General features: G+C 71.7%; 3 protein-coding genes and 1 pseudogene. 3 read left to right on the forward strand and 1 reads right to left on the reverse strand.

What is annotated here, in order from left to right; translation table 11 throughout:
• Positions 1–96, forward strand: a 96-nt coding sequence (locus tag ABTY15_RS39540; RefSeq protein WP_157849844.1) for an acyl-CoA dehydrogenase family protein, incomplete at its 5' end; no start/stop codon positions are given.
• Between the two features lie 84 nt (positions 97–180).
• On the opposite strand, the gene ABTY15_RS39545 is transcribed toward ABTY15_RS39540, so the two are convergent.
• A complete protein-coding gene (locus ABTY15_RS39545) occupies positions 181–792 on the reverse strand; it encodes a hypothetical protein (RefSeq protein WP_350607598.1) in 612 nt (203 codons plus the stop codon).
• 217 nt (positions 793–1,009) lie between these two features.
• Between ABTY15_RS39545 and ABTY15_RS39550 the strand changes: the two genes are divergently transcribed.
• Positions 1,010–1,666, forward strand: a complete 657-nt coding sequence (locus ABTY15_RS39550) for a class I SAM-dependent DNA methyltransferase (protein WP_350607602.1) — start codon at positions 1,010–1,012, stop codon at positions 1,664–1,666.
• A gap of 112 nt (positions 1,667–1,778) precedes the next feature.
• Positions 1,779–2,270: pseudogene (locus tag ABTY15_RS39555) on the forward strand (peptidylprolyl isomerase); the annotation flags it as partial.
• Positions 2,271–2,366: the final 96 nt, after the last annotated feature.

Raw genomic sequence — 2,366 nt, forward strand, 5'->3', positions numbered from 1 at the left:
CCGGTGGAGCGGATGATGCGGGACGCGAAGATCACCCAGATCTACGAGGGCACCAACCAGGTCCAGCGCATCGTCATGGCCCGCAACCTCCCGTAACCCCGAGGCTTGACGGCCCCGACGGCCCCCGACGGCCCCCGACCGCACCCCGCGGTCGGGGGCCGTCGCCGTCCCGTGGCCGGGTCAGTGGGCCAGCAGGTACTTGGTGGCCGTGGAGCCCCGGTAGTAGGCGCAGTCGTAGTTGGTGGTGGTCGAGGTGTACGTCCAGCCACTGGGGACGCTGCACGCCCAGAGGCCGTTGACGGGGATCCGCAGGCGGTAGGTGGTGGCGGTGACGCCGCTCAGCTGGCTACAGGTCTGGGTGCTGGTGACCAGGTCGTACGTCCAGCCCGGGTTGGTGGCGCAGGCCGTCATCCCGTCCACCGGGGTGCGCAGCCGGTAGGTGGTGGTCGGGGTGCGGCCGAGCTGGTCGCAGGCGGTGGTGCCGGTGACCGAGTCGTAGACGAAGCCGGGCGCGGTGGCGCAGGCGGTCAGGCCGTCCACCGGGGTGCGCAGGTGGTAGGACGGGCCGGGCCAGCTGCCGGAGCCGCACTGGCCGGTCTGGGTCACCTGGTCGTAGACGTACCCGGAGGGCACGCTGCACGACCAGGTGCCGTCCAGGCCGGTGAGGGCGGCGGACGCGGCCGGTGCGGCCGGTGCGGTGGGCGCGGCGGTGGCCGTGGCGGCGCCGGAGAGCAGGAGGGCGAGGGCTCCGAGCAGGGCGACGAGGTGGCGGAGGCGACGTGCGGCAGACATGGGTCTCCCAGGGTGGTGGGTGGCATGGAGTCGCGCGGTCGTTCGTTCGATGGGCCCGCCGTCGGTTCTAGCACGCACGGCCCGGCCGTCACCGCGTGCTCGCGGTACGGACGGTCGGCATGCCCACGGCCGCCTACACGCGCCGGGGCGGGGTGACCGCTCTTCCTCGGCCGATCGGTGCAGCCGTCTAGCGGGGCCGTGAGTAGGGTGCTCGACCATGACCGAGCCGGAGTTCCTCACCGAGACCAGGGCGTTCTACGACGCCATCGCCGCGGACTACGCCGAGCGCTTCCGCGAGCAGTTGGCGGGCAGCCCGGTCGACCGGGCGGTGCTGGCCCTCTTCGCCGAGCTGGTGCGGGGCGAGCGCGCGGACGGCCGGGTGGCCGAACTCGGCTGCGGGCCGGGCCGGGTGACGCACCACCTGCACGGGCTGGGCCTCGACGTCAGCGGCATCGACCTCTCCCCGGAGATGGTCGGGCTGGCCCGCCGGACCTACCCGGAGCTGAGCTTCACCGAGGGATCGCTGTTCGACCTCCCCTTCCAGGACGGCGAGTTGACCGGTGCGGCGGCCTGGTACTCGATCATCCACACGCCCTCGGAGCGGCTGCCGGAGGTGTTCGCCGAGTTCGCGCGGGTGCTGGCCCCGGGCGGTCATCTGCTGCTCGCCTTCCAGGTCGGCGACGAACCCCTGCGGATCGACCGGCCCTTCGGCCACCCGGTGGTGCTGGACTTCCGCCGCCGGCAGCCGGACCGGATCGAGGAGCTGACCCGGGCGGCCGGGCTGGAGGTGACCTCCCGGACGGTCCGCGAGCCGGAACCGGGCGTGGAGACGGCCGCGCAGGCGTACGTGTTCGCCCGCAAGCCTTCGGCCTGAGCGCCCGCACCGGCCGCCGAGCCCGGTCCGGGGCCGGATAACACGCCACTGCCACGCGCCGCCCCACCGGGGGTGGCGCGCGACGGCCCGCCGCTCGTGCCATGATCCCTGCATGGCTTCCAACGTTTTCTTCGACATCGAGATCGACGGCGTCCCGTCGGGCCGCATCGTCTTCAAGCTGTACGACGACGTCGTCCCGAAGACCGCCCGCAACTTCCGCGAGCTCGCCACCGGCCAGAACGGCTTCGGCTACGAGGGCTCCGGCTTCCACCGCGTGATCCCCGAGTTCATGCTGCAGGGTGGTGACTTCACCAACCACAACGGCACCGGTGGCAAGAGCATCTACGGCGAGAAGTTCGAGGACGAGAACTTCCAGATCAAGCACACCCAGGCGGGCCTGCTCTCCATGGCCAACGCCGGCAAGAACACCAACGGCTCGCAGTTCTTCATCACCACCATCCCGACCGCCTGGCTGGACGGCAAGCACGTCGTCTTCGGCGAGGTCGTCGAGGGCATGGACGTCGTGAAGCTGATCGAGTCCAAGGGCTCGCAGAGCGGCCGCACCTCGGCCAAGGTCACCATCGCCAAGTCCGGCACCGTCGGCGCGAGCACCCTGCGCTTCTCCAACGGCAGTTGGACCGCCGAGAAGTCCCGCGCCTTCGGCCGCACCCAGGACGACACCATCCTGCTGCCCGACGGC

The sequence above is a fragment of the Kitasatospora sp. NPDC097643 genome (assembly GCF_040302625.1).
In the GTDB taxonomy this organism is placed as follows: domain Bacteria; phylum Actinomycetota; class Actinomycetes; order Streptomycetales; family Streptomycetaceae; genus Kitasatospora.